The organism is Tsukamurella conjunctivitidis (assembly GCF_007858475.1).
Lineage (GTDB): Bacteria > Actinomycetota > Actinomycetes > Mycobacteriales > Mycobacteriaceae > Tsukamurella > Tsukamurella conjunctivitidis.
Genome location: NZ_VIGX01000001.1, coordinates 669,988 through 692,129, shown reverse-complemented (window position 1 = coordinate 692,129; position 22,142 = coordinate 669,988). Strand labels below are relative to the sequence as shown.

The following is a 22,142-nucleotide window of genomic DNA, read 5'->3' as shown; positions in this document are numbered from 1 at the left end:
CCTAGCGCACCCGAAGACGACGAAGGCCCCCACCGCTGCGGTGGGGGCCTTCGTCGTGCGGTTGCCGCCTACCGGGGAAGGAAGTCCTCCGGCACGATCGTCAGCACCGACGTGGCCGCGGCCGTCGTCGTGGTGGCGGACGGCCGGGGCGGCGTCGTCGTGGTCGTCGTCGGCTCCGTCGTGCTCGTCGCCGACGTGGTCGTGGTCGGCGGCGTCGTCGTGGAGGTGGGCGACGGCGTCGTCGTCGTCGTGGGCTCCGGCGTCGTGGTCGGCACCGTCGTCGTCGGCGAGGTCGGGCGCGGCGTCGTCGGCCGGGTCGGCTCCGTCGTCGGCACCGGGACCGTGGTGGTCGGCTCCGGCGTCGTCGGCGGGACCGACGGCGACGGCACGGGACGGGTCGAGGTGGGCAGGTCGGTGGAGCCGACCGGCAGCCCGGCGCGCGCCTCCGCCGCCCGGATCCGCTCCTCGAGCGCGGCGCGGTCCTTCTCGTTCTTCACCTTCGCCGCCTGCTGCCGGGCGCTGACGAGCGCGGACTGCGCCGCCGACTGGTTGCTGGCGTCGATCTCCCGGTCCGCGTTCTCCAGCTGCTCGTTCGCCTCCGAAGTGGCGAGGGTCTGCGAGGCCGCGTCGGAGAAGACGACCTCCTTGACGCTCCACAGCGCGCCGTCGCCCGGGCTCGCCGAGTTCACGAGCACCGTGCCGCCGCCGAGGATCGCCACGGCCGCGGCGGCCGCACCGGCCACGAGGCCGAAGCGCCGTCCGCGCCGCGAGGGCGCGTCCCCGATGGGGGTGACGTCGCCGTCACCGTCGTCCGACGGTGCGCCGCCGGCCGCGGGGGCAGGAGGCGGGGACACCGGACGGGCCGGGCGGGAGGGACGGAAGCCGCGTCCGCGGCGCCCCGTCTCAGTGGCGGCCAGCATCGCATCGATCGAGGGGCCGGACGGGACCGGTGTGGTGACGATCTCGTCGCGCCAGTCCGCGAGGAGCGATGCCAGGGCGAACTCGGTCCGGTCCGCGGTCGTGACCGCGCCACCGGCGGCGAGCGCCTCGATCAGATCGTCGTCGCGGCGGACCGCGGCCACGTCGACGGGCGCGCCGTCGTCGGTGACCCGGTCGACGAACCCGGTGTCGTCGGCCCCCAGCTCGCGGGGTGCGCCGGGTCGCATCGGACGCATCGGCGGACCCAGACGGTGAGCGGCCGTCCGCTCGGAATCGTTCGGGTCGAAACGCCCTTGGTTGGCGCCCCGCTCGTCGTTGTCGTCGGCCATGTCAGTTCTCACCTTCTTTCGCGATCTGGTTCTTCAGCTTGGTCAGCGCGCGGTGCTGAGCGACGCGGACGGCACCTGCGGTACCGCCCACGGCCTCCGCGGTCTCCTCGGCCGACAGGCCGACGACCACGCGGAGGATCAGGATCTCGCGCTGTTTCTCGGGGAGCGTGCTGAGCAGCCGGGCCATGTCACGGCTCGCCTCAGTGGCGAGCGCGTGGCTCTCGGGCCCGCCTTCCAGCGACGCTCTCTCTGGAATCTCGCCCACGGGGTCGGATTTGTTACGCGAGGCGTTCCGGAAGCCGTCCGCGACCTTGTGCGCGGCGATGCCGTACACGAACGCCATGAACGGACGCCCCTGGTCCTCGTAACGGGGCAGAGCCGTCATCACAGCCATGCACACCTCCTGCGTGAGATCCTCAGCCGACAGCGAGTGACGCTCGCCGCCCCCGACCCGCGCGCGGCAGTACCGCACGACGAGAGGTCGGATGGTGTCGAGAACATCTGCGAGCGCAGACCTGTCCCCGCGCGATGCTTCGCGCACGGCTCGGTCGAGCTCCTCACCTGTCAGATTCATCGCCAGCCTGCATTCCGCCGTTACACCCCTGCCAGATCCGCGCCATCACGAATCCATTCCTCCTCCAGAGCGGCGACGATCCGCGCCGTCGCCACCCCCCGTTCCTCTCCTGACGTGCCGCTCATCATTTTCGCACCGGCCCACCTTAGAGGATTCAACACGGACTCGGTGGCGACCTGGTACGCCTTCCCGACAAGTTCCCCGGCCCGCTCGACCTCCCCGGACGCCATCGCCGCGGCGCCCGCGATGAGGAGAGTCTTCGCGTGGTGGCGCGGTCGCCCGGCGCCCGGATCGGCCGTGAGCAGCGCGTCAACGGCGGCGGCCGCGCCCGCGGTGTCCCCCGAGTACACGGCGAGCTCGGCCGCGACCCAGTCCCTCCGCAGGCGCGCGCGCGGCACCGTCCACCACGGTCCGCACTCCCCCGGATCGCCCGCTCCGGGGGCCTTCGCCGCCGTCGTCGCCGCCCCGGCGTCGTGCGCCGCGAGGTGGCCGTCGGCGCGCGCGAGCAGGCGCGCACTGAGTGCGAACCGTCCGGTCCCCAGGGCGTCGGCCGCGAGTCCCACCGTCGCATCGACCGTCAGGGCCACGCTCAGACCGTAGCCGGGTTCTTCGCGCTGTGCGGACGCAAGGGCGAGCGCGGCGCCGTCGGGGACGGTGGCGGCACGGTGCCGGCCCGACTGCCGCAGCATCGACGCCTCGAGACACCGGGCCGCCGAGGCGAACACGCCGTCGGTGATCCCCGCCGTCGCGGACCGTGCGGCGGCGAACCTGCCGGATCCCGCCAGCGCGACGGCCCGCAACCACGACCGCCCGGCCGCCCCCTCCAACGGCCCGACAGGACCACAGCCGGCACCGAACGCCGCGGCGAGGAGCTGCTCCGTGGAGGCACCCGATTGTCCAGTTTCCAAAGATTTAACCTTCCAGAATTTGCAGCCGTGACAATGGAGCGCCGGGGCCGTTCACGGGTGTCGACGTTACCGTCATGTAAGACGATTCCCGTGCACAGTTCGGCCTCGATCGCCTCAGCGTTACGGCGTACGATAATTCAAAACATAGCACTACCTGCATGGACGTCGGGACGGGTGTTGGATTCGCGGTCGCAATTCCTCAGGTGCACATCGACCCGATGAATGAACACGACGTTAATTCTCACGCTGATCGAATCACCCCCCGGATACCCCGGAACGGGTTGACCTTCGTCTAGCGAACTGCCTACGGTGAGGACGCGAGAGGAACAACGACGTTTCCACGCCCGCGAGAACGCCGAGTGTCTGGAGAATGCGCATGCCTCAACCCAACGAGCTCCCCGGTCCCAACTCGGACTTCTGGGATTGGCAGATGCACGGCGTGTGCCGCGGGGTCGACAGCTCGGTCTTCTTCCATCCCGATGGTGAACGCGGACGGGCACGCGCCCAGCGCGAACGTCGCGCGAAGGAGCTGTGCCGCACGTGCCCCGTTCTCACCCAGTGCCGCGCGCACGCCATCACCGTCGCGGAGCCCTACGGCATCTGGGGCGGCCTGTCGGAGTCGGAGCGCGCCGCGCTGGCCTCCAAGGCGCGGGTGAAGACGAGCCGCATCGCGGGCTGAGCGGCCCGGCGGCAGCTGGAACGCGGGAGCGCCCCCGACCGGATGGTCGGGGGCGCTCCGCATTGCTACGACGCTCGGGGCTCCTAGTGGGAGTGCCCCGCGTGCGCGTCCTCCGGCTCGTCGGCCGGCTTGTCGACGACGGTGGCCTCGGTGGTGAGGATCATCCGCGCCACGGACGCGGCGTTCACCACGGCGCTGCGGGTGACCTTCACCGGGTCGATGACGCCGTCGGCGATCAGGTCGCCGAAGGCCAGCGTGGCGGCGTTGAAGCCCTTGCCGGTCTCGGTCACCTGGTTGACGATGACCGCGCCGTCCTCGCCGGCGTTGGTGGCGATCCAGAAGAGCGGGGCGGTCAGCGCGCGACGGAACGCGCGCACACCCAGCTTGTAATCGCCCTCGGCGCCGTCCTCGAGGTCGGCCAGCTGCGCGCTGACCTTGACCAGGGCGGTGCCGCCGCCGGAGACGATGCCCTCCTCGACCGCGGCGCGCGCGGCGGAGACGGCGTCCTCGACGCGATGCTTGCGCTCCTTGAGCTCGGTCTCGGTGTGTGCGCCGACGCGGATCACGGCGACGCCGCCGGCGAGCTTCGCGAGGCGCTCGGAGAGCTTCTCGCGATCCCAGTCGGAGTCGCTGTTCTCGATCTCGGACTTGATCTGCGCAGCGCGCTGCTTGACGTCCTCCGAGGAGCCCGCACCGTCGACGATGGTGGTGGCGTCCTTGGTCACCTCGACGCGGCGGGCGCTGCCCAGCAGGTCGATCCCGGCCGTGGCCAGCGAGAGGCCCAGGTCCGTGTTGATGACGGTGCCGCCGGTGACGATGGCGAGGTCCTCGAGGAAGGCCTTGCGGCGATCACCGAAGAACGGCGCCTTCACGGCGACGGCGCGGATGGTCTTGCGCAGGGTGTTCAGCACCAGGGTCGACAGGGGCTCGCCCTCGACGTCCTCGGCGACGATGAGCACCGGCTTGCCGGTCTCGACGATCTTCTCGAGCAGCGGCAGGAAGTCGGGCAGCGACGTGATCTTGTCGCGGACCAGCAGCACCAGGGCGTCGTCGAAGACGACCTTGCGCTCCTCGAGATCCGTGACGAAGTTCGGGGAGATGTAGCCCTTGTCGAACTGCACGCCCTCGGTCACGACGACGTCGGTCTCGACGCCCGAGCTCTCCTCGACGGTGACGACGCCGTCGGCGCCCACCTTGCCCATCGCGGCGCCGATCATCTCGCCGAGCTCGGCGTCGCGCGAGCTGACGGTCGCGACCTGCGCGATCGCCTTCTCGCCGTCCACCGGGGTGGCCTGAGCGATCAGGATCTCAGCGGCCTTGTCGGCCGCGGCGCCGATGCCCTTGCCGAACTCCATCGGGTTGGCGCCGGCCGCGACGTTGCGCAGGCCCTCCTTGACGATCGCCTGCGCGAGCACAGTGGCGGTCGTGGTGCCGTCGCCGGCGATGTCGTTGGTCTTGGTCGCGACGGACTTGACCAGCTGGGCGCCCAGGTTCTCGACCGGGTCCTCCAGCTCGATCTCCTTGGCGATGGTCACACCGTCGTTGGTGACGACGGGGCCACCGAAGGCCTTCGCCAGCACCACGTGGCGGCCACGGGGGCCGAGCGTGACCTTGACCGCGTCGGCGAGCTCGTCGACCCCGGCCTCCAGGCTGCGGCGCGCCGACTCGTCGAATGCGATTTGCTTAGCCATGTTTCAAAGCTCCTCAGCTCTGCGGAAACGGCCGGACCGCCCCGACCCCGGTATCCCAGGGGGCGGGGCGGTCCGGAATTCGCACGTGTGCGCCGTTACTTGCCGATGACGGCCAGGACGTCGCGCGCGGAGAGCACCAGGTACTCCTCGCCGTTGTAGTTGAACTCGGTGCCGCCGTACTTGCTGAACAGCACGGTGTCGCCCTCGTTGATGCCGGTGGGAACCCGGTTGCCCTGCTCGGTCACGCGGCCCTCGCCCACGGCGACGACGGTGCCGGTCTGCGGCTTCTCCTTGGCGGTGTCCGGGATGACCAGGCCCGACGCGGTGGTGGTCTCGGCCTCGGTGGCCTTGACCAGGATCTTGTCGTCAAGCGGCTTGATGTTCACGCTCGCCACAGTTCGCCTCCATGTGTGGAATCTTCTGTCATGTTGGGTGGCCCGAAAGTCACAGCCGTCGTCGCGGGTGCCGGCGTCACCTTGTGCGCCCGAGTCACCCCGGCCGCACGAACCACTTAGCACTCTACCGATGGGAGTGCTAGCACTCAAGGGCGGCGTTGCGACAATTCAGTGAGTGAGGTGCTCCACCATCAGAACCTGCAGTTCACCGACCAGGAAGCCGAGGATCGCGCCCACCATGATGAGCGTCTTCTCGTCCGCCTGGAAGGCGGGCCGCAGCACGCCCTCGAACTCGTCGGGGGTCATCGCCGCCATCTTCTGCACCATCGTCGTGCGGATGTCGAGCTTGGCGTCGAGGTAGTCGTTCGCGTCGGCCAGCATGACCGGCATCGAGGCGACGAAGTCATCGGCACCCGCCCGGGACATCGGGCCGATCTGCGTCATGTCGAGGCCGCCCGCGACCTTCCCGACCTGCCCGCCGACGGCGCCGCCCACCTTCCCGACGGCGTCCGCGACCACGCCGACGAGGTTGCCCGCGGTCAGTGGCCCGAGACCGAGCCGGTCGAGCCCGAGGTTCTCGGAGTTGCTGCGCAGCGCCTTCTCGACGCTGGGGATCTCGTCCTCCATCGCCTCGCGCAGCACCCCCGCGACGACCACCACCAGCTGATCGCGCTGGGGACCGGTGAACAGCGACCGCACGAGTCGCTCCGCCGTCAGCACCCGGGTCGCGATGAGCGCGCCGTACTCCTCGGAGACCGGGAGGCGATGCTTCTGGAACAGGCCCTGCCACGGGAGGAAGCCGAGGTACTTCTTCGGCTCCTTGGGATTGAAGATCAACCGCAGCGCCGCCCAGTCGGTGAACCAGCCGGTGAAGAGGCCGAACAGCGGCATGATCCACGGATTGCGGAAGAGCGCCCAGCACGCCGCCTGCAGCAGGCCGATGACGAAGCCGAAGACCAGGCCGCTGTTGCGGATGAAGGCGAACTCGCGCCGGCCGACGTCGAGGAACATCCGCTCCAGCACGTCGGGATCGGCCAGCACCTCGCGCGTGACCATCTCCTTGAGATCGAAGACCTCGTCGATGTTCTCCCGGATCGCCGCGACGAGCTTCGGCACGAGGTCCCGCGCGATCACCTGCGCGCGCTGGATCACCAGGTCCCGGGCCGTCGCCGGGAGCAGGTTCCACAGGGCGGGCTGGTACTCGGCGGCGACCTCGGGCACGATGCGCGCCACCTCGCGCCGCAGCTGCCGCTCCATCCGGTCGCCCAACTCGTCGGCGTCGACCTTCTCGAGGATGTCCGACGCCGAGACCAGCCGGTCGGTGAGGGTGTCGCACAGCACCTCGACCATCTGCGGCGCCCGCTTGGGGATGATGCCCTGCCAGCCGAGCTTGCCGACCCCCTTGAAGGTGTGCGGCCGGAACATCATCCGGATGGCCACGACCTTGGTGCCGTAGCCGATGAGGGCCGCGATGATCGGCATGGACAGGTAGATGAGCCAGTTCCGCTGAACGTCTGCAGTGATCTCGGCCCAGGTCTGCATGGCGTCACACTACGCAGTGGGCACGGTCCGGCGGGGCCGATCCGCGCAGGTCATCCCACGGTGCGGCGGCCCCGCTCCGACCGGGCGGCGTAGGTCGCGCCCACCGCGAGGAGGGCGACACCGACCAGCAGGAAGGCGATCACGCGCACCGCACCGTCGAGCGCGGCGAGGTCGAACAGGAAGAGCTTCGCGACGGCGCCGCCGATGAGGGCCAGCCCCGCGACGGTCCCGGCGGTGCCCCAGTCGCGGCGGCGCTGCAACAGCAGGTACGCGCCCGTCGTGATCCAGGCGACGGTCGCGACGCCGTGGCCCCAGCGGGCGCCCTCCGCGCCGCCGAGGGCCCAGCCGACGTTCGCGAACAGCGCGGTGGCCGCGCCGAGGGCGGCGACACCGCAGACCACCACCACGAGGTTCCGCGCCTCCTCGGGAACCTGCGGCAGCAGGCGCCACACCGCGACAACGGCGAGGGTCAGGGCGAGCGCCGCGGTCGCGAGAGCCGGTGCAGTGCCCGCGCCGCGGCCGACGGCGGAGTCGAGCAGGGTCACCGTCGGGCGGTACTGCTCGAGCGCGATCGCGAGACCCACGCCGCCGAGGGCTGCGCCCGCCCAGCAGGCCGATGGTTCGCGGCCGGCCGCGAGGAGCGCGCCGATGCCGAGCGCGAGCACGACGGCCGGCAGCGACGCGGCGGGCGTGGACACGAGTGCGCCGATCAGGGCGGCGAAGGCTGCGAGGCCGAACCACACGCCGCGGACGGCGGGAACGGTGCCCGGCACCAGGCCGAGGGCGATCGTCGCCGCGACCAGCGCGAGGGCGGCGAAGGCCGCCGCCCAGTCGGGAGCGCCGATCGTCGCCAGCAGGACGGGCGCCGACGAGACGATACCGGCGGCGACCAGCGCCCAGGACCGGCCTGCGCGGGCCTCCGGATCGGCGGCGGCGAGCAGGCCGACGACGGCGCCGAGCACCGTCGCACCGAGGATCGGCAGGGCGTCGGCGGGGCCGGCTGCGAGGGTTAGCACTGCGAGGGTGAGCGAGGTGCCGGCCGAGCGGACCACGTGCAGCCGGGGCCAGGCAGCCGGGCGGGAGACGCCGATCGAGGCGATCGCGAGGATCAGGGTGAATCCGCCGAGCAGATAGGCGTTGTCGGCGAGCGGCGGCGCCAGCAGCTGGACGGGCGCGTACAGCGCGATCCCGAGCCATTGGCTGCGCCACCGCATCGCGAGCGCGAGACCGCCGAGGGCGATGAGCCCCGACAGCGTGAGGCCGACCACCGGGGGCACCCAGCCGTAGATCCCCGTGACGGCGACGGTGTCCAGGTAGGCAGCGGCGATGCCGGTGGCGGCGAGCGCCGCGGACCCGATGCGGCCGCCGGGGCGGCCGTGGAGCCACAGCGCGGCGCCGAGGAGGCCCGCGGCGAGCGCGGTGCCGAGGCCGACGCGGACCGCGGGCCCGAGCAGGCCGGCCTGCGCGGCGAGGACGAGGAGCAGCGCGACGCCGATGAGCGTGACGAGCACGCCCGCGCCGGCGAGCACCCGCGCGACGGTGAAGACCGGCGGCCGGGCGGGAGTCGGCCGGGCGGGAGCGGGGAACGGCACCGGCGCCGGCGGCACGGGCCGCGGGTGCTGCACCGGAGTGCGTGCGTACGCCGGCCGCTGCGCCTGGGTGAGGACGGGGGCGGCCACCGGCCGCTGCAGTGCACCGAGCTCGGCCTGCATCCACTGCAGCCGCTGGACGGTGATGGCGAGTTCGGTGGCGAGACGGGCGATCCGGGGATCGTTCTGCGGGGCTGTCGGAGGCATGCCCCTACGCTGCCGCGCCGGGGAACGGCGCGGCAGCGTAGGACTACTCAGTCGACGGCGGTACTTCCCACCTCGGCCTTCGCCCCGGGAACGGAAGCGACGGCACCGTCGGACTCGCGACCGCGGGCGAGGGCGAGCACCGAGACCGTGCCGGCGAGGCCGACGAGGGTGAGTCCGACGACGACGGCGATGGCGGTGGTCATGCCCGGCAGCAACTGCCCGGGCAGGGCCTGCGCCCCCGTACTGGTGGTGATCGCGGTGACGACGGCCATCATGACCGCGCCGCCGACCTGGATGAAGGTGTTGAGCAGGCCGGAGGCGAGGCCCTGCTCGTCGTCGTCCACACCCTCGGTGGCCTGCGAGTTCACGGCCGGGAATGTGAGGGCGAAACCCACGCCGAGCAGCAGGATCGTCGGGAACAGGAACAGCCAGTAGCTGGCCCCGGCCTCCGCGCGGAGGAACCAGACGTACGCGCCGAGGAAGGCGGTCAGGCCGATCGCGACGAGCACGGTGCTGTTCACGCGGTCGAGCACGGCGTCGATCTTGGTCGCCGAGGCGACGACGAGCAGACCGGCGGGCAGGAAGGCGAGCGACATGGCGACGGGACTCCAGCCCAGCGAGTCCTGCACGTACAGGGTCACCAGGAACTGGAAGGCCGCGTACCCGCCGAACATCACGAAGCCGGCGAGGTTCGCGTGCACCAGGCGGACCGAGCGAAGGATGCCCAGCCGGACCAGCGGGTGCCGGTGCTTGGCCTCGATGACGACGAAGGCCACCGCCAGCAGCGCGGACACGGCGAACAGGGTCAGCACGGTGGGCGAGGCCCAGCCGAGGTGGGGCGCCTGGACCACCGTGTAGACGAGGATCAGCAGCGCACCGGTCGAGGTGAGGGCCCCGGCCACGTCGAACCGCTTGAACGCGAAGGTCTCCGACGGTGCGGTGCGCGGGATGACCTTCCAGCCCAGGAGGACGAGCGCGAGCGCGACCGGGCCGGGGAAGAGCAGGGTCAGCCGGTAGGAGACCTCGGTGAGCAGGCCGCCGAAGACCAGGCCCATCGAGAAGCCGGAGGCACCCGCGACGGTGTAGATGGAGAAGGCCTTGTTCCGGGCCGGCCCCTCCGCGAACGTCGTGGTGATGATCGACAGGCCCGCCGGGACGGTGAAGGCCGCGGCGACGCCCTTGATGAAGCGCAGCGCGATGAGCGCAGTGGGCACGTCGACGAACGCGGTGGCGACGGAGGCCACGCCGAAGACGAGGACGGCGCCGAGGAAGACCGGGCGCCGGCCGATCAGGTCCGCCGCGCGGCCGCCGAGCAGCAGCAGGCCGCCGTAGCCGAGCACGTAGCCGGAGACGATCCATTGCAGCGCCGACGGTTCCATGCCGAGCGCGGATTTGATGGAGGGCAGCGCCACGCCCACCATCGAGATGTCGAGGGCGTCCAGGAACAGGGCGCCGCAGAGGACGAGCAGGAGCAGCCAGGTGGTCCGGGTCCAGCCGGACGCGGTGGTGACGTGGAGTTCTTCCCGCCCGGAGTTCGGGGTCGACGGTGCTGTCGGGGGTTCGTGTGTCGTGGTCACTCCGAGGACTCTATGCGCATGCATTAAATGTGTCTACATTTAATGCGCAGGAATATTTTGCGCCGGTCCGGTGTAGACTGCGGACATGAGCGCCCACGGCGACGTCGCGACGGCAACGAAGCCGCAGCCGACGACCTGCACCCCCGCCGACGACGCGTTGGCCGAGCAGTGGCACCGGCTGATGCGCGACTACTCCCGAATGACCTGCGCCCTCGACCGCGCGCTGTCGGCGCACGAGCTGACCTCGTCGGAGTTCGAGGTGCTCGAGCAGCTGGAACGGGCCCGCGCACACGAGGCCGACGGCGGCGGCAAGGTCCGCATGGCCGATCTCGCCGAGCACGTGCATCTGTCGCAGTCCGCGCTGTCCCGGCTCGTGGCCCGCCTCGAGAAGGACGGGCTCGCCACCCGCAGCATGTGCCAGAGCGACCGGCGGTCGGTGTTCACGGCGATCACCGACGAGGGCCGCCAGCGCTACGACGCGGCTCGGCCGACCCAGCGCGCCGTGCTGCGCGCCGAGTCGGCCGAGTGCGAGATGCGGGAGTACCTCTGCAGCGACGAGTGATCAGTCGGCGAGCGCGGCCACCGCACGGTCGATGAGGTCGGCGATCTCCTTCGGGTGCGACGCCAGCGAGGCGTGGCTCGCCTCGAGCTCGATCACCTCGCGCGCCTCCATGCGCTGCGCCATGCGGCGCTCGTTGTCCGGGTGGATCATCCGGTCCTGCGTGGAGACCTGGTACCAGCTGGGCTTGTGCCGCCAGGCCGGATCCGTCACGGCGTCACCGAAAGTCGAGCCGAGCGGCGCCTTCTGGGTGACGGCCATGACGAGCGCGGCGTCCTCGCTGAGGTCCTGGGCGAAGCTCTCCCGGAACCGGTCCTGCGCGATCCAGAGGTAGCCGTCGGAATCGGGCGCGATGGCATCGAACGCCGCGGGCGGGTGCTGCTCACTGATCGCGCCGGGGCTCTCGCCGGCGTCCGGGGCGAAGGCCGCGACGTAGACCAGGCCCACGACGTTGGGCTGATTCCCGGCCTCGGTGATCACTGCGCCGCCGTACGAGTGCCCGACCAGCAGCACCGGACCGTCCACCTGGGCCACCATCTTCCGCGTGCGCTCGGCGTCGTCGGCCAGCGAGGTGAGCGGGTTCTCCACCGCCCGCAGCTCGGGGTAGCCGCGGCGGCGGAGCTCGAGGATGAGCTCCCCCCAGTGGGCGGCGCCGCCCCAGAATCCGTGGACCAGGACGATCGTGGGCTTCTCCGTCATCGTTCGCGACCTTTCATGCAATGGCTTACCCTGACCTTGTCCACACTAAGAGGATGCAGAGTCAATTCCCATGCCTGAAACACTCGCTTTCTTTGCCGATCGTCCAACGGACAGGCCGGATGCTCTCAGCGCGCTGCTCCGCGCCGTCCGCCTGCGCGGCGACCGCGTGCGCCGCGGCTCCTCCGCGGAGCCCGTGACCCTGAGCGTCAGCGGCCGGCGCGTCGTCCACCTGGCGGTCTCCGGCGGGATGACGGTGCGCGTCGGCGGCGAGACGGTGCCGCTCGGCCCGTCCGACATGGCGCTCCTTCCCCGCGGCGACGACCACGTGCTGTCGGGCCCGGCGGGCGCCGACTGGGTCACCGGGGAGTTCACCGCCGATCACACCGCCGCGGACCCGGTACTCGCGGTGCTGCCATCGGTCATCCACTGCTCCGGTGCGGCTCCTGACGCGCACTGGCTGCGCGCCAGCCTGGAACTGCTGCTCGCCGAGACGGATTCGCCGAGCCCCGGCAGTCACGTCATGGCCGCACGGATCCTGGATCTGTTGTTCATCCACGCGCTACGACAGTGGGCCGCGGAGTCCGACACGGGCCCCGGCTGGCTCACCGCCGCGATGGACCCGCGGCTCGGCCCCGTACTCACCGCCGTGCACGCGCACCCCGAACACCCTTGGAGCATCGACGAACTCGCACGCGCCGCGAATCTCTCGCGATCCGCTCTCGCGGCGCGTTTCGCCCGCTCGCTCGGTATGCCCCCGGCGGCGTACGTCGCGGCGCAGCGCCTCGATCGGGCCGCGGAACTGCTGCGCGACACCGACTCCCCGGTCGCCGAGATAGGCCGCGCGGTGGGCTACGCCTCGGAGGCGGGCTTCAGCCGCGCCTTCCACCGCCGGTTCGGCGCACCGCCGCTGCGCTGGCGCGGCGCGGCCGGGTGAGACCGGTCCGGCGGGTGGCCGGGCCGCCTACTGCGCGTCGGCCGGTGCGGGCTTCGGGATCAGCAGGGCGATGACGCCGGCGAGCAGCGCAGCGACGGCGGCGACCACGAAGATCGTCTCGAAGGCACCCTGCGTCGGGATCACGTGGCCGGCCATGGTGACCGACTTGGCGGAGATGATCGCCGCGGCGACCGCCGAGCAGATCGTGGTACCGAGTGAGCGCATGAGCGCGTTGAGGCCGATGGCCGCGCCGGTCTCGTTCTGCGGCACCGAGGACATGATGATCGTCGGCATGGCCGCGTAGGCGATCGCGACGCCCACGGTGCCGACGATCGAGGCGAGCGAGAGCTTCCACGCCGCGTCCATCAGGAAGTAGGCGAGCACGTAGCCGCCGGCCACCACGAAGGCGCCGATCGCGAGGGTCACGGCGGGGCCGACCTTCTTGATCAGGATGCTCGACACGGGCGCGAAGATCATCATCATGATGCCGCCCGGCATCATCCACAGCCCCGCCTCGAGCATGCTCTTCCCCAGACCGAATCCGGTCGACGTGGGGTACTCCATGATCTGCGGGACGCACAGCATCATCGCCATCATGCCGAAGCCGATGGTGACGGTCGCGATGTTCGTGATGAGTACGCGGGGCCGCGCGGAGGTGCGCAAATCGACGAGCGGATCGTCGTGGCGGAGTTCGTAGGCGCCCCACGCCACCAGCACGACGAGCCCGCCGACGAGCAGGCCGAGCGTGGTGCCGGAGGTCCAGCCCCAGTCGTTGCCCTTGGAGACGGCCACGAGGGTCGCGACCAGGCCGACGGCGAGGCCGATCGAGCCGATCACGTCGATGCGCCCGCCCACGCCGGGGGCACCGTCGGGCAGGACGAACAGGACCGCGGCGAGGATGAGCCCGGCGAGCACCGTCGAGACCCAGAACAGCATGTGCCAGTCGTAGGTCTGCGCGATCCAGGCCGACAGGGGCAGGCCGATGGCGCCGCCGACGCCGAGCGTCGCGCTCATGGCGGCGACAGCGGTCGCGGTCATCGCCGGCGGCGTGACCTCGCGCATCATCGAGATGCCGACGGGGATGAAGGCCATCGCCAGGCCCTGCAGCACGCGACCGAGGAGCATGAGCAGCAGGCCGGTCGACAACGCCGCGGCGAGCGAACCCGCCACGAGCAGCGCCGCGCTGAGAACGAGGACGCGGCGCTTGCCGATCATGTCGGCGAGGCGGCCGCCGATGGGCATCGCGACGGCCGCGGCGAGCAGCGTGGCGGTGATCACCCACGAGGCGTTGGCCGTCGAGGTGTTCAGCAGCTGCGGCAGTTCGGGCTGGATCGGGATCACGAGCGACTGCATGAGCGCGGCGACCATGCCGCCGAAGCACAGGATGATCACGGTCACGAGTGGGTGGTTCCGGCGGGAGCCGCTCGGTGCGAGCGCGCCCTGCTCGGTAACAGTGCTGGTCACGAGGACCGCCTCTCTACGCGGGGGAACGACTGAATGTGTGTAACATACATATCGTTGAACTGTGCAACCATATGCCTCGGCCCCGCACCGTGCAACACGGACATTCCGCCGGCCTGACAGAATCGGCGGATCGATCCTCGAGGAGGAAGCATGGACGATGCGGCGCGCCGCCTCGAACGGGAGATCAACGCCCTCGGGCGGCACATGCGGGCGCGCCCGCGGTCGATGGAACTCCATCTCGACCGCTCGGCCTACCTCGTGCTCCTGCTCCTCGACTACGCCGGTCCCAGCACTCTCAAGGAGATCGCCACCGAGCTGGAACTCGAGCAGTCGACCGTGAACCGGCAGGTCAACAAGGCCATCGAGCACGGTCTCCTCGAGGCCGATGGTGCCGTGTCCGGCCCGAAACGCATCCGCGCGACCGCGGCAGGACGGGCCGCCTTCCAGCGCGACCGGGACGTGAAGCTGCGCGGGATCGGCTCCATCATGGCCGACCTCGACGAGACCGACCGCGAGGCGCTCATCTCCGGCCTCACCGCCCTCAACGCGGCGCTCGCCGCCCGGGCCGGGGAGGCCTGACGCTCGCGCCTAGAGCTTCGTCAGGGTGACCGACAGCCCCGGGTCGGTGGCCGCCCCGAGGTCGGTCGGCGTCGGGTCCGCATCGATCACGTGGGCGCCCAGCGCGGCGATCATCACGCCGTTGTCGGTGCACAGCCGCGGCTTCGGCACGCGCAGCTCGATCCCCGCCGCGTCGCAGCGCTCCTGCGCGAGCGAGCGGATGCGGGAGTTCGCGGTGGCGCCCCCGCCGAGCACCATCGTCTCGACGCCCACGTCCTGCGCGGCGCGGATCGCCTTGAAGGTCAGGACATCCGCGACGGCCTCCTGAAAGGAGGCGGCGATGTCCGGCACGTTCAGCGGGCGGCCGGCGGCGTTCTCCGCCTCGACGTGCCGCGCGACCGCCGTCTTGAGGCCGCTGAAGGAGAAGTCGTGCCGCGCATCCTGCTGCCGGGTCATGGCGCGCGGGAAGCGGATCGCGGTCGGATCGCCCTCGCGCGCCAGCTCGTCGATGACCGGGCCGCCGGGGTAGCCGAGCCCGAGGAGCCGGGCCACCTTGTCGAAGGCCTCGCCCGCGGCGTCGTCGACGGTGGTGCCGAGCTCGACGATCGGCGCGCCCAGGTCGGTGACGTGGAGCAGATGCGTGTGACCGCCGGAGACGAGCAGCGCCACGCACGGCGGCATCGGCCCGTGCTCCAGGGTGTCGACGGCGACGTGTCCGCCCAGGTGGTTGAGGCCGTAGAAGGGCACGTCCCACGCCGCCGCATAGGCTTTCGCGGCAGCGACGCCCACGAGCAGGGCGCCGGCGAGGCCGGGGCCGATCGTGACGGCGAGCGCGTCCGGGCGGTCGACGCCCGCGGCGGCGAGCGCGCGGTGCATCGTCGGGACGATCGCCTCGAGGTGCGCGCGCGACGCGACCTCGGGCACCACTCCCCCGTACCGGGCGTGCTCGTCCTGCGACGAGGCGACCTCGTCGGCGAGCAGCCGCGCCGTCTTCGTCTCCGGATCCCAGTCGACGATGCCCACGCCGGTCTCGTCGCACGAGCTCTCGACACCCATGACGATCATCGCTGTCCCTGCGCTTCCCGCTTCATCGTGTAGGCATCCGCCCCGGAGGGCCGGTAGTAGTTCTTCCGCACCCCGACGGTGGCGAATCCGTTCCGCTCGTACAGCGTCCGGGCCGTCTCGTTGTCCGTGCGGACTTCGAGGAAAACGGCACCGCCGTGCCGGTCGGCCGCGTCGAGCAGGGTGCGCAGCAGCGCGTACCCCACTCCCCTGCCCTGGTACTCGGGGTCGACGCCGATGGTGAGGACCTCGGACTCGGGGAAGAAGGTGTTGCCCAGCAGGCCGATCCCGGCGTAGCCGACGAGCCGGTCGCCGTCGCGCGCGGCGAAGAATCGGGTGTGCCGTTCGGGCGTGAACGCCGATGCGGGCCAGGGGCTGTCACCGTCGAAGAGGATCTTCTCCAGTTCGGCGCAGCGCCCGGCCTCGTCGGGACGCAGCGGTCCGATCGGGATGTCAGGCACGCGCGGCCATTTCGACGGCGTCGGGGCGGCGCAGGTACAGCGGCACGAGCGGCTGCGGCGCGGTGCCGAGCAGGCGCTTCCCGACCGCGACGAGGCTCGACGGGGTGGGCGAGCCCTCGACGACGCGCGCGCCGGCGGTATCCAGCTCGGCGGGCTTGATCACGCCGGGGCCGTCCGTGCGCACGCCGTCGGAGTACCGCGCCCAGTAGACCTCCTTGCGGCGGGCGTCGGTCACCACGACCACGTCGCCCGCCTCACCGTGAGCGATGGCGTCGAGGCTGCACACACCGTGCACCTCGATGCCGAGCGCGTCGCCGAAGGCCGCGCCGGTGGCCATGCCGACCCGCAGGCCGGTGAACGGCCCGGGACCGCAGCCGACGATGACGGCGCCCAGGTCCTCGCGGCGCAGTCCCGCCTCGGCGAGGCATTCGAGCAGGTAGGGCACGAGTACCTCGGCGTGGCCGCGGGCGTGCGTGCGATCGCGGCGGGCGAGCACGGCGCCGGTCTCGGAGTCGACGATCCCCACCGTGAGCGCCGGGGTGGCGGTGTCCAGGGCGAGCACGTACATACCTGCAGGTTACCGCCTCACCGGCGACCGCCCGAATCCGCTCGGGGCGGCCGCGCGACTACTCGGGCACGACCAGAGCGCGGACGAACTGCGCGATCACGGCGCGAACCTCGGCCAACGCCTGCGCGTGGTCGTCAGCACGAGTGACGTACAGCGCCGACTCGTCGAGCATGCCGAGGAGCGCGTGCGCGAGCGGGCGCACGGGCTGCGGCGCCATCGTCCCCTGCTCCACCGCCTGCGTGATGAGGCCCTCGATCACGGCCAAACCGTACTTCTCGCCACGCTCGCGCCAGGCGTCCCAGCCGAGGACCGCGGGCGCGTCGATCATGGTGATCCGGGTGATGCCGGTCGCGGCGATCGCCTCCATGAAGGTGTCGACCGCGAGCAGCATCGCGTCGACGGGCCCCAGCTCTCCCGCCTCGAGCACCGCCCGTGCCGCGCCGCCGATCGTCTCCTCCTCGACCGCGTCGAAGACGGCCTCGAAGAGGCCCCTCTTGTCGCCGAACTGGTGGTAGAGCGCGCCCCGCGTCACGCCCGCGGCCTCGACGATCGCCTGCGTGCCCACGCCTGCGTAGCCGTGCTCGGCGAACAGCTCGCGGGCCGCCCCGATCAGGGCGGCCCGGGTCGCGGCGGTGCGCTCCGCCTGCGTCCTCCGGCCGTGTCCGGCGGCACCGTTGACTTCCATACAGGTTGCACGTAACTTTCATACCGAGTGTTCGTAACTACGCTCCGACCTTAGCCCCCGACTCCCCGGACGGTGCGCCATGCGGTGGTTCTACCTGGTCATGATGGTCATCGGCACCGTGGTGCCGTGGGTCTTCTTCGGCGGCTTCTTCGCCGCCGAGGGACCCGATCTCCCCCTCTTCCTGACGAGCCTGTTCCCGAACGGGGCGGCGTCGGGCTTCACCGCCGACGTCCTGCTCTCGATCGTCGTCTTCCTCCTATGGTCGGCGACGGATGCGCAGCGGGTGGGAGTGCGGCGGTGGTGGCTCGTGATCCCGGCGACCTGCCTCGTCGGGCTGTCACTCTCATTGCCGCTGTACCTCTACCTGCGCGAGGCCCGTGCCGTTCGGCGGACCGCCCGCGACGCGGCGACCGCACCGTCAGGAGCGCCCGCATGAGTCTCGCCTCCCTCCCGTCCGGCACCGTCGACTTCCACGTCTACGGCCCTGAGACCTCCGACCACCCGCCGGTGCTGTTCGTGCACGGAGTGCTCGTCGACCTGCAGCTGTGGGACCGCGTCGCCGGCGCGCTGGGTGCTGCGGGGCACCGCTGCTGGTCGGTCACCTGGCCGCTCGGCTCGCACCGCATCGCCTGCCCGGACGCCGTGGCCGACGGTCCGCCCGGCGTCGCGCGCATGGTCGCCGACTTCATCGAGGACCAGGGCCTGCAGGGGTGCACGCTCGTGGGCAACGACACGGGCGGCGCGATCTGCCAGTACCTGCTGCGGGACCGGCCCGAACTGGTCGGGCGGGTGGTCCTCACGAACTGCGACGCCTTCGACACCTTTCCGCCGCAGCCCTTCGCCGCACTCTTCGCGCTGCTGCGACATCGCGCGCTGATCAAGCCGATCATGTCGACTCTGAAGTGGCCGGCGCTACGCCGCTCGCCGATCGGCTTCGGCCTGTTGGTCACCGACCCGGATCCGGCCCTCACCGCCTCCTGGGCGAAGCCGACGCAGGTGGCGGCGAAGATCCGCGCCGACCTCGCGACGCTGCTGGCCGGACTCGATCCGTCGGATCTCGCCCGCGTCTCGCCGGCCATGCGGGGCTACCCCGGCCCGGTGACGCTGGTCTGGGGTACGGCCGACCGCGCCTTCACTCCCGCACTGGGGCGCAGGCTGGCCGCCGCCTTCGGGCAGGACCGGCCGGGCGGCACGCGGTTCCTCGAGGTCGACGGTGCCCGCACCTTCGTCTCCCTCGACGAGCCGCAGGCCGTGGTGCGGGCGATCACCGAGATCGCCACGGTCCGCTGATCTTCCGTTGAGCCGCCGAGAGCACCGCCCGTGTTCGATCGCACAAGTGCCGGGTTCTACTGCACGAGCAGAACATGGCGGAACACTCGAACTTGTCGGCGCTGGGGAGCACGATGGAGTCATGAGCGAGAACACCGAAACCCACCCCGACTGGGCGCCGCTCGTCCGCGGCCTGCACACCCGGTTCCGCACCCGCGACTTCACCGCCGGCCTCGAGCTGGTGACGGCCTTCGCCGCCGAGGCGGAGGCCGCCAACCACCACCCCGATCTCACCCTGCGGTACGGCACCGTCGACGTCCTGCTCTACAGCCACGACGCCGGCGGAGTCACCGACCGGGACCGACGGCTCGCGGCGCGATTCTCGGAGATCGCCCGCGAGCGTGACGTGAGCGCCCACCCCGGCGAATCGTCGGTGGTCGAACTCGGCCTGGACACCGCGGACGCGGCGGAGATCGCACCCTTCTGGTCGGCGGTGCTCGGCGCCGAGGTCCAGGACGACGACGGCGACCTCGAGATCCGCTCGCACGGTGCCGACGCGATCCTGTGGTTCCAGCGCACCGAGCCCCACGAGACGCCCCGGCAGCGCTTCCACGTCGACGTCTGGGTCGACCCGCGCGAGGCACGGGGCCGGATCGACGCCGCGGTGGCCGCGGGCGGGCGGCTGGTCTCCGACGAACGAGCACCGAGCTTCTGGGTGCTCGCAGACGCCCAGGGCAATCACGCCTGCATCTGCACCGCGACCGGCCGGTCCTGACGATCAGGCCCCGTCGGCCCACTCCCAGGTGACGGTGCGGACGTCGGTCCCCTCGGCCCGCCGGAGCCGGACCATGAGGTGGCGGTCGGTGAGTCGCTCCGCGACGCCCTCGCCCCACTCCACGACGACGACGCAGTCCTCGAGGTCGGTGTCGAGGTCGAGGGCGTCCAGTTCGTCGAGGCCGCCGAGCCGGTAGGCGTCCACGTGCACGAGGCCGGGCCCGCCCGACGGGCCGGGGCGGTGCTCGCGGGCGATGATGAACGTGGGCGACGAGACGCGACCGACGACGCCGAGCCCCGCGGCGATCCCCCGGGTGAGCGCGGTCTTGCCCGCGCCGAGGGGTCCGTCGAGGATCACGAGATCACCGGCGGTCAGCTGAGCGGCGAGCTCGCGCCCGAGTGCCTCGGTGTCCTCGACCTCCGGCAGGACGCGCTCGCCGCGGGCCGGCCCGGCGCTCACGCGGGCACCGCCCGCGCCACGAGGTCGGCGATCGCCCGCGCGACCCGCGGGGCGGACTCGAGGATGAGCATGTGTCCGGTCTCGGCGAGCACGATGAGCTCGGAGTCGAGCTCCTCGGCGAGCGCCTTGGACTTGCGCAGCGGGGTCATCCAGTCGTGGTCGCCGCAGACCACCGACGTGGCGATGCGCCGCAGCACCGGCAGGGCGCCGCGCTCGTCGTAGTCCTCCAGCGCGGGCATGAATCCCGCGTACGTGCCGAGCGGCGCCGACAGGCTCATGGTCGACGAGAAGTCCGTCATCGTGGCACTGCGATCGCCGGGGGCGTACGCACCCGCGGTGACGAAGGGGGTCGCGAGCGGCGTGATCATCTCGCGGCCACGACCCACCACGGAGGGGAGGAAGCGGATCGCGGCCCGGACCACGTCGAGCACCGGATTACGCAGGGCTGCAGCCAGTCCCACATCGGTAAGCGCGTGCGACGCGGTTCCCAGCAGCGAGGCGCCCACCACGCGCGGACCGATCAGCTCCGGGTACCCCGTGGCGAACGCGCAGATCGCCATGCCGCCCATCGAGTGTCCGACGAGGACGACCGGCCCCTCGGGCACGAGGGCGCGCAGGACCGTGCCGATGTCGTCGCCGAGCAGTGCGACGGTGCTCTGCTCGGGCGTGCACGATCCGGAGTCGCCGTGGCCACGGCAATCGGGGAAGACCATCCGCACGTCGTCGCCCCAGCGCGCCCGCAGTTCGTTCCGCACCAGCACCCACGACGCGGTCCGCAGCGTGAAGCCGTGCACGAAGAGGACCGTCACGGGAGCGGTCCGGGGGCCGACCTCACGCACGTGCAGCGGCACCCCGTCGGGGCTCATGACGATGGACTCGCGGTCGGATCGGAAGACCAGGTCGGCGGGCGCGACGGGATCATCGCCCGCGCCGCGCACGCCGAGAACGCGTGCCGCGGCGGCGATCCCCGTCAACGCGGCGACCGCGACACCGGTGCCGAGCCCGGCGAGCAGCGCTGGGCCGGGAAGGCGTTCGGGAATGTGGACGCGGCCCCGGTTCTCGTCGTTCACTGCTCCCCCGTGTACGTCCGGACGGCGCGCCCGCGCACGCCGGTGAGGACCTCGTAGTCGATGGTGCCGAGCCGCTCCGCCCAGTCGGACGCGCGGTCGGCGGCGGGCGCGTCGCCGAAGAGGACGGCGGTGTCGCCCTCCGTCACGCCGCCGCCGTCGGGGCCGAGGTCGATCACGCTCTGGTCCATGCAGACCCGGCCAACCTGCGGGAAGCGCCGGCCGCCGATAGCCACCTCGATGCGGCCACTGAGCGGCCGCCAGACCCCGTCTGCGTACCCCGCGGGGATCAGCCCGACGACCGTGTCGCGCGGCGCGATCCAGCTGTGCCCGTAGCTGACCCCGTCACCCTTGCGGATCCGCTTGATCAGGATCACCGGCGCGGCGAAGGTCATCGCCTGCCGCAGCCCGAAGTCCCTGCCGGGCACCGGGATCCCGCCGTAGAGGGCGATCCCGGGTCGGACCAGGTCGAAGTGCAGGTCGGGGCGGGTGAGCGCGGCCGCCGAGTTCGCGGCGTGCACCTGCGTGGGCGCGAGGCCGTGCGACCGGGCGTCGGAGACGGTGGCCGCGAGCGCATCGCGCTGCACGTCGAGGAACGGGTGCTCGGGCTCGTCGCCGTGCGCGAGGTGGGTGAAGACGCCCTGCAGGCGGACGTGTCCGGCCCGCTCCGCGTCGCCGAGGGCGTCGCGGACCGCGACCCATTCGGCGGCGGAGACGCCGTTGCGACTGAGTCCGGTGTCGACCTTGACGTGCACCACCGCGGGTCGCCCGACGGCCCGCGCGGCGGCCACGACGGCCGCCAGCTGGCGCAGGGAACTCACGCCCAGGCGCACGTCGGCGTCGATGGCCCGCTCGTACCCGCTCGTGCTCAGCCAGCTCAGTAGCGGCACGGTGACACCGCCCTCGCGGAGCGCCACGGCCTCGTCGACGGTGGTCACGCCGATCTCGGTGGCGCCGCCGGCGAGCACCGCGCGGGCGACGGGCAGTGCGCCGTGGCCGTAGGCGTCCGCCTTGAGCACCGCCATCACCGAGGCGCCCGGCGCGTGGTCGGCGACGATCCGCGTGTTGTGCGCGATCGCGCCCAGGTCGATCTGCGCGGTGAGGCGCTCCAGGCCGGACGCGGGAATCGATGTCTTCATGGCGGTGCTCAGC

The 22,142-nt window shown here is 71.7% G+C and carries 24 protein-coding genes; 7 read left to right on the top strand and 17 right to left on the bottom strand.

All coding sequences use genetic code 11. The features are described from left to right. Window positions 1–68: 68 nt before the first annotated feature. The 3 genes from FK530_RS03325 to FK530_RS03315 are packed head-to-tail and all read right to left on the bottom strand — an operon-like array spanning window position 69 to window position 2,750. Window positions 69–1,268, bottom strand: coding sequence for an anti-sigma-D factor RsdA (locus FK530_RS03325; protein ID WP_146485512.1), 1,200 nt, complete (start codon window positions 1,266–1,268; stop codon window positions 69–71). 1 nt (window position 1,269) lies between these two features. Further along, entirely contained in the window at window positions 1,270–1,842 is a 573-nt protein-coding gene (locus FK530_RS03320; protein ID WP_146485511.1) for a sigma-70 family RNA polymerase sigma factor, read from the bottom strand. A 20-nt stretch (window positions 1,843–1,862) separates the two neighbouring features. Next, window positions 1,863–2,750 carry a hypothetical protein gene (locus FK530_RS03315; protein WP_146485510.1) on the bottom strand — a complete coding sequence of 296 codons (888 nt, stop codon included), beginning with the start codon at window positions 2,748–2,750 and terminating at the stop codon, window positions 1,863–1,865. Between the two features lie 376 nt (window positions 2,751–3,126). Here FK530_RS03315 and FK530_RS03310 point away from each other — a divergent pair, with 376 nt between their 5' ends. Further along, the gene (locus FK530_RS03310; protein ID WP_146485509.1) at window positions 3,127–3,429 is read left to right on the top strand and encodes a WhiB family transcriptional regulator; all 303 of its coding nucleotides are present in this window, start codon (window positions 3,127–3,129) and stop codon (window positions 3,427–3,429) included. 83 nt (window positions 3,430–3,512) lie between these two features. Here FK530_RS03310 and groL read toward each other — a convergent pair whose 3' ends face one another. The 5 genes from groL to FK530_RS03285 form a co-directional block, all read right to left on the bottom strand. Continuing rightward, complete coding sequence (gene groL, locus FK530_RS03305; RefSeq protein WP_146485508.1) at window positions 3,513–5,120, bottom strand: chaperonin GroEL; 1,608 nt, start codon at window positions 5,118–5,120, stop codon at window positions 3,513–3,515. Window positions 5,121–5,215: 95 nt separating this feature from the next. Next, a complete protein-coding gene (gene groES, locus FK530_RS03300; protein WP_068522534.1) occupies window positions 5,216–5,515 on the bottom strand; it encodes a co-chaperone GroES in 300 nt (99 codons plus the stop codon). 168 nt (window positions 5,516–5,683) lie between these two features. Further along, on the bottom strand, window positions 5,684–7,057 hold the full coding sequence (locus FK530_RS03295; RefSeq protein WP_146485507.1) for a DUF445 domain-containing protein: 1,374 nt from the start codon (window positions 7,055–7,057) through the stop codon (window positions 5,684–5,686). Window positions 7,058–7,107: 50 nt separating this feature from the next. Next, window positions 7,108–8,853 (bottom strand): DUF2339 domain-containing protein, encoded by a 1,746-nt coding sequence (locus tag FK530_RS03290; protein ID WP_146485506.1) that lies wholly within the window; start codon window positions 8,851–8,853, stop codon window positions 7,108–7,110. Between the two features lie 47 nt (window positions 8,854–8,900). Beyond that, window positions 8,901–10,454 (bottom strand): MFS transporter, encoded by a 1,554-nt coding sequence (locus FK530_RS03285; protein ID WP_146485505.1) that lies wholly within the window; start codon window positions 10,452–10,454, stop codon window positions 8,901–8,903. A 61-nt stretch (window positions 10,455–10,515) separates the two neighbouring features. Between FK530_RS03285 and FK530_RS03280 the strand changes: the two genes are divergently transcribed. Next, window positions 10,516–10,992 (top strand): MarR family winged helix-turn-helix transcriptional regulator, encoded by a 477-nt coding sequence (locus FK530_RS03280; protein WP_191834210.1) that lies wholly within the window; start codon window positions 10,516–10,518, stop codon window positions 10,990–10,992. Here FK530_RS03280 and FK530_RS03275 read toward each other — a convergent pair whose 3' ends face one another. Further along, window positions 10,993–11,688 carry an alpha/beta hydrolase gene (locus FK530_RS03275; protein WP_146485504.1) on the bottom strand — a complete coding sequence of 232 codons (696 nt, stop codon included), beginning with the start codon at window positions 11,686–11,688 and terminating at the stop codon, window positions 10,993–10,995. A gap of 70 nt (window positions 11,689–11,758) precedes the next feature. Here FK530_RS03275 and FK530_RS03270 point away from each other — a divergent pair, with 70 nt between their 5' ends. Then, window positions 11,759–12,622 (top strand): AraC family transcriptional regulator, encoded by an 864-nt coding sequence (locus FK530_RS03270; RefSeq protein ID WP_146485503.1) that lies wholly within the window; start codon window positions 11,759–11,761, stop codon window positions 12,620–12,622. Between the two features lie 27 nt (window positions 12,623–12,649). On the opposite strand, the gene FK530_RS03265 is transcribed toward FK530_RS03270, so the two are convergent. Beyond that, complete coding sequence (locus FK530_RS03265) at window positions 12,650–14,086, bottom strand: MFS transporter (protein WP_231706474.1); 1,437 nt, start codon at window positions 14,084–14,086, stop codon at window positions 12,650–12,652. 150 nt (window positions 14,087–14,236) lie between these two features. Here FK530_RS03265 and FK530_RS03260 point away from each other — a divergent pair, with 150 nt between their 5' ends. Continuing rightward, the gene (locus FK530_RS03260) at window positions 14,237–14,665 is read left to right on the top strand and encodes a MarR family winged helix-turn-helix transcriptional regulator (RefSeq protein ID WP_146485502.1); all 429 of its coding nucleotides are present in this window, start codon (window positions 14,237–14,239) and stop codon (window positions 14,663–14,665) included. 9 nt (window positions 14,666–14,674) lie between these two features. Here the strand turns inward: FK530_RS03260 and tsaD are convergent, their stop codons facing one another. Genes tsaD through FK530_RS03240 form a run of 4 tightly spaced genes read right to left on the bottom strand, consistent with a single transcriptional unit; the run spans window position 14,675 to window position 17,420 of the window. Beyond that, window positions 14,675–15,709 (bottom strand): tRNA (adenosine(37)-N6)-threonylcarbamoyltransferase complex transferase subunit TsaD, encoded by a 1,035-nt coding sequence (gene tsaD, locus FK530_RS03255; RefSeq protein WP_146485501.1) that lies wholly within the window; start codon window positions 15,707–15,709, stop codon window positions 14,675–14,677. Then, on the bottom strand, window positions 15,706–16,167 hold the full coding sequence (gene rimI, locus FK530_RS03250) for a ribosomal protein S18-alanine N-acetyltransferase (RefSeq protein WP_191834209.1): 462 nt from the start codon (window positions 16,165–16,167) through the stop codon (window positions 15,706–15,708). Before rimI ends, tsaD begins: the two co-directional genes overlap by 4 nt. Further along, on the bottom strand, window positions 16,160–16,735 hold the full coding sequence (gene tsaB / locus FK530_RS03245) for a tRNA (adenosine(37)-N6)-threonylcarbamoyltransferase complex dimerization subunit type 1 TsaB (protein ID WP_146485500.1): 576 nt from the start codon (window positions 16,733–16,735) through the stop codon (window positions 16,160–16,162). The genes rimI and tsaB overlap by 8 nt, the downstream gene beginning before the upstream one ends. Window positions 16,736–16,793: 58 nt before the next feature. Next, a complete protein-coding gene (locus tag FK530_RS03240) occupies window positions 16,794–17,420 on the bottom strand; it encodes a TetR/AcrR family transcriptional regulator (RefSeq protein ID WP_146485499.1) in 627 nt (208 codons plus the stop codon). 79 nt (window positions 17,421–17,499) lie between these two features. On the opposite strand from FK530_RS03240, the gene FK530_RS03235 reads away from it, so the two are divergent. The 3 genes from FK530_RS03235 to FK530_RS03225 all read left to right on the top strand — a co-directional run bounded on the left by FK530_RS03235 (window position 17,500) and on the right by FK530_RS03225 (window position 19,464). Continuing rightward, window positions 17,500–17,856 (top strand): DUF2834 domain-containing protein, encoded by a 357-nt coding sequence (locus tag FK530_RS03235; protein WP_146485498.1) that lies wholly within the window; start codon window positions 17,500–17,502, stop codon window positions 17,854–17,856. Beyond that, window positions 17,853–18,710, top strand: a complete 858-nt coding sequence (locus FK530_RS03230) for an alpha/beta fold hydrolase (RefSeq protein WP_146485497.1) — start codon at window positions 17,853–17,855, stop codon at window positions 18,708–18,710. The genes FK530_RS03235 and FK530_RS03230 overlap by 4 nt, the downstream gene beginning before the upstream one ends. A gap of 121 nt (window positions 18,711–18,831) precedes the next feature. Beyond that, window positions 18,832–19,464 (top strand): 4a-hydroxytetrahydrobiopterin dehydratase, encoded by a 633-nt coding sequence (locus FK530_RS03225; RefSeq protein WP_146485496.1) that lies wholly within the window; start codon window positions 18,832–18,834, stop codon window positions 19,462–19,464. Window positions 19,465–19,467: 3 nt separating this feature from the next. On the opposite strand, the gene tsaE is transcribed toward FK530_RS03225, so the two are convergent. Genes tsaE through alr form a run of 3 tightly spaced genes read right to left on the bottom strand, consistent with a single transcriptional unit; the run spans window position 19,468 to window position 22,129 of the window. Beyond that, window positions 19,468–19,923: a tRNA (adenosine(37)-N6)-threonylcarbamoyltransferase complex ATPase subunit type 1 TsaE gene (tsaE, locus tag FK530_RS03220; RefSeq protein ID WP_146485495.1), complete on the bottom strand. Its 456-nt coding sequence runs from the start codon at window positions 19,921–19,923 to the stop codon at window positions 19,468–19,470. Continuing rightward, complete coding sequence (locus tag FK530_RS03215; protein WP_146485494.1) at window positions 19,920–20,993, bottom strand: alpha/beta fold hydrolase; 1,074 nt, start codon at window positions 20,991–20,993, stop codon at window positions 19,920–19,922. The genes tsaE and FK530_RS03215 overlap by 4 nt, the downstream gene beginning before the upstream one ends. Continuing rightward, entirely contained in the window at window positions 20,990–22,129 is a 1,140-nt protein-coding gene (alr, locus tag FK530_RS03210) for an alanine racemase (RefSeq protein ID WP_146485493.1), read from the bottom strand. Before alr ends, FK530_RS03215 begins: the two co-directional genes overlap by 4 nt. Window positions 22,130–22,142 lie beyond the last annotated feature (13 nt).

What these genes read in the sequence shown, in the direction of transcription:
- FK530_RS03325 (WP_146485512.1), bottom strand. Translation starts at nt 1,268, where the DNA reads ATGGCCGACGACAACGACGAGCGGGGCGCCAACCAAGGGCGTTTCGAC.
- FK530_RS03320 (WP_146485511.1), bottom strand. Translation starts at nt 1,842, where the DNA reads ATGAATCTGACAGGTGAGGAGCTCGACCGAGCCGTGCGCGAAGCATCG.
- FK530_RS03310 (WP_146485509.1), top strand. Translation starts at nt 3,127, where the DNA reads ATGCCTCAACCCAACGAGCTCCCCGGTCCCAACTCGGACTTCTGGGAT.
- groL (WP_146485508.1), bottom strand. Translation starts at nt 5,120, where the DNA reads ATGGCTAAGCAAATCGCATTCGACGAGTCGGCGCGCCGCAGCCTGGAG.
- FK530_RS03295 (WP_146485507.1), bottom strand. Translation starts at nt 7,057, where the DNA reads ATGCAGACCTGGGCCGAGATCACTGCAGACGTTCAGCGGAACTGGCTC.
- FK530_RS03290 (WP_146485506.1), bottom strand. Translation starts at nt 8,853, where the DNA reads ATGCCTCCGACAGCCCCGCAGAACGATCCCCGGATCGCCCGTCTCGCC.
- FK530_RS03285 (WP_146485505.1), bottom strand. Translation starts at nt 10,454, where the DNA reads ATGCATGCGCATAGAGTCCTCGGAGTGACCACGACACACGAACCCCCG.
- FK530_RS03280 (WP_191834210.1), top strand. Translation starts at nt 10,516, where the DNA reads ATGAGCGCCCACGGCGACGTCGCGACGGCAACGAAGCCGCAGCCGACG.
- FK530_RS03275 (WP_146485504.1), bottom strand. Translation starts at nt 11,688, where the DNA reads ATGACGGAGAAGCCCACGATCGTCCTGGTCCACGGATTCTGGGGCGGC.
- FK530_RS03270 (WP_146485503.1), top strand. Translation starts at nt 11,759, where the DNA reads ATGCCTGAAACACTCGCTTTCTTTGCCGATCGTCCAACGGACAGGCCG.
- FK530_RS03260 (WP_146485502.1), top strand. Translation starts at nt 14,237, where the DNA reads ATGGACGATGCGGCGCGCCGCCTCGAACGGGAGATCAACGCCCTCGGG.
- tsaD (WP_146485501.1), bottom strand. Translation starts at nt 15,709, where the DNA reads ATGATCGTCATGGGTGTCGAGAGCTCGTGCGACGAGACCGGCGTGGGC.
- tsaB (WP_146485500.1), bottom strand. Translation starts at nt 16,735, where the DNA reads ATGTACGTGCTCGCCCTGGACACCGCCACCCCGGCGCTCACGGTGGGG.
- FK530_RS03240 (WP_146485499.1), bottom strand. Translation starts at nt 17,420, where the DNA reads ATGGAAGTCAACGGTGCCGCCGGACACGGCCGGAGGACGCAGGCGGAG.
- FK530_RS03235 (WP_146485498.1), top strand. Translation starts at nt 17,500, where the DNA reads ATGCGGTGGTTCTACCTGGTCATGATGGTCATCGGCACCGTGGTGCCG.
- FK530_RS03230 (WP_146485497.1), top strand. Translation starts at nt 17,853, where the DNA reads ATGAGTCTCGCCTCCCTCCCGTCCGGCACCGTCGACTTCCACGTCTAC.
- FK530_RS03225 (WP_146485496.1), top strand. Translation starts at nt 18,832, where the DNA reads ATGAGCGAGAACACCGAAACCCACCCCGACTGGGCGCCGCTCGTCCGC.
- alr (WP_146485493.1), bottom strand. Translation starts at nt 22,129, where the DNA reads ATGAAGACATCGATTCCCGCGTCCGGCCTGGAGCGCCTCACCGCGCAG.